This is a genomic window from Streptomyces sp. NPDC021356, from assembly GCF_040641015.1.
GTDB lineage: Bacteria > Actinomycetota > Actinomycetes > Streptomycetales > Streptomycetaceae > Streptomyces.
The window spans coordinates 1-2,154 of the sequence record NZ_JBFACU010000099.1 but is presented as its reverse complement, the minus strand read 5'-3'; the positions used below and the strand labels follow the sequence as shown (position 1 = coordinate 2,154).

Here is a 2,154-nt window from a genome sequence, read left to right as displayed (position 1 = left end):
ACCAACCGAAATGCTGACCGACCAGCACGAACACCAGCCCGCATCAGTGACGCGGAAACCCGAACACCCCAGTGGCGCCTTCCCCGAACCTCACAGCGGGTGTACATGACGGCCACGGCCCGGATCTGGGAGGCGGCGGAGGGGGAGACGCCGCGGTTGGTGGCGAGCATGGACGAGGACTCGCCCGTCTTTGGTCCCGTGGCGTACAAGCTGAAGCTGTCGGATGCCATCCGGTTGGGCCTGGTGGCGCCGTATCAGGTGCTGTGCATGGATATCCGGGATCCTGAGCTGTGGGCGGCGTTGCAGGCCGGGGATGCGGCGTCGGATGGGGTGCGCGGGGCGCGGCTGTCCGCGATCGCGGCGGGGTTGATGCGGGCCGCGTCGGCGGAGCGGTTCCGGCGGGTGCTCTCGTTCCACTCCCGGGTCGGGGAGGCGGAAGCCATGGCCGCCACGATTCCCGGCGTAGCGCTGCGGTTGGCCGAGGACGATCCCGAGGCGTTCCCGCCCGCAGAACAGGTATGGGCCGACTGGCTTTACGGCGAGCACGTTCCCGCGCACCGGCGGAAGGTGCTCGATGAGTTCGCTTCCGATTTCCTCGGTGGCGATGAATTTTCGGGTCGTGATGTTCTCGCGAAATTGCGGGTGCTTTCGTCGGTTCGTGTCCTCGGTGAAGGGGTGGATACTGCCGAGTGTGACTCGGTTCTTTTCGCTGACGCCCGGGGCTCGATGGTGGATATCGTGCAGATGGTCGGGCGTGCCCTGCGTATGCATCCGGGGCACGGGAAGCTGGCCACTCTGATCGTGCCGGTATTCCTCGGACCGGACGAGGACGAAAACGCGATGCTCACCTCGGACGCCTACGGGACCCTGGCGAAGGTCCTCGGGGCGCTGCGAGCGCACGACACGGACACCGTGGAAGCACTGGCCGACCCGAGGCCGCGCAGCGGCCCGAAGGGACGCGAAGTCGCCCGTGAGGAGGGCGAGTTGGCTGACACGGCCGGGGACCAGGACGAGGACCAGGCCGAGGGCACCGAGCGGTCGGCGCGGGTGAGTGCGGCGGCGGCCGGCGTGCTGCGGTTCAGCACCGAGCGCGATCCTGCGGCGGTGGCTGCGTTCGTGCGGCTGCGGGTCATCGACCCCGAAGGGGCGTACTGGCGGCGCGGCATCGAGGCCGCGTCGCGGTGGCTGCGGGAGACCGGTTCGGAGGTGCTGTCGGTGCCGGTGGCGTTCCGGAGCCCGCAGGACTGGGCGGAGGTCGGTTCCTACCCGTTGGGTGCGTGGTTGGCGGATCAGCGCCGGTACTACGCGGCCGGGGCGCTGGAGGCTGAGCGGGTGGCCGAGCTGGAAGCGCTGGGCATGGTGTGGTCGGTCTACACGGAGTGGGACGGCATGCTGGCCGTGGCCCGCTCGTACGCGGACGTGCACGGCCACTTCGTCCCTCCGGCCACGGCCGTGTGGGAGGGGCAGCCCATCGGGACGTGGGCCAAGAATCAGCGTCAGGCCGCCCGGAAGGCGGCTCAGAACGCCGCGCGGCGCGCGGCCGGGGATACAGGCGTACCGAGCACTGGGGAGCTGACCGAGGGGCGTAGGGAGGCGCTGGAGGCGATCGATGCGGGGTGGTGTCCGGTGTGGGATGCGGGGTGGCAGCGCTTCTACCGGCTGTGTCAGGCACACGTCCGCGCCGGCGCCCCGCTCCCCGAGGTCGCGGGCGCGGTCATCGTGCAGGGCGAAGACCTCGGCGCGTGGGCGGCCGGGCAGCGCGCCGGGTGGGAGCGGCTCATGCCCGCCCAGCAGTACCTCCTGGAGTCGCTGGGCCTGGAGCCAGCCCCCGCCGGCCCCGAGGGAGCGGGGGGCGCGGCGAGGCCGGTGGGGCGGCGGGAGGCCGCGCGGGCGGTCAACCTCGCGGCCGCCCGGCAGTTCTTCGAACGGGAAGGACACCTGCGGGTCCCCCGCAAGGCGGTGGAGGTGCTGCCGGACGGGACCGAGATCAAGCTCGGTGCCGTCGTCGACAACACCCGCCGCCGGGCCGACAAGCTGTCCGACGAGCAGCGGGCGGAATGGACCGCCCTCGGCATGCGCTGGTAGCGATCGGTCGTAGGACAGAGAGAGGGGGTGGGTCCCGGCGGCGGGGTCGCGCCCCCGGCAGGTAGGGAA

Annotated in this window: 1 protein-coding gene; it reads left to right on the top strand. The window is 71.4% G+C overall.

The features are described from left to right. The first annotated feature begins 168 nt into the window (after positions 1 to 168). Positions 169 to 2,085, top strand: coding sequence for a Helicase associated domain protein (locus AB0G56_RS42110; protein WP_360981637.1), 1,917 nt, complete (start codon positions 169 to 171; stop codon positions 2,083 to 2,085). The last annotated feature ends 69 nt before the right edge of the window (positions 2,086 to 2,154 follow it).

Coding starts and splice junctions, on each gene's coding strand:
- AB0G56_RS42110 (WP_360981637.1), top strand. CDS start 169: ATGGACGAGGACTCGCCCGTCTTTGGTCCCGTGGCGTACAAGCTGAAG.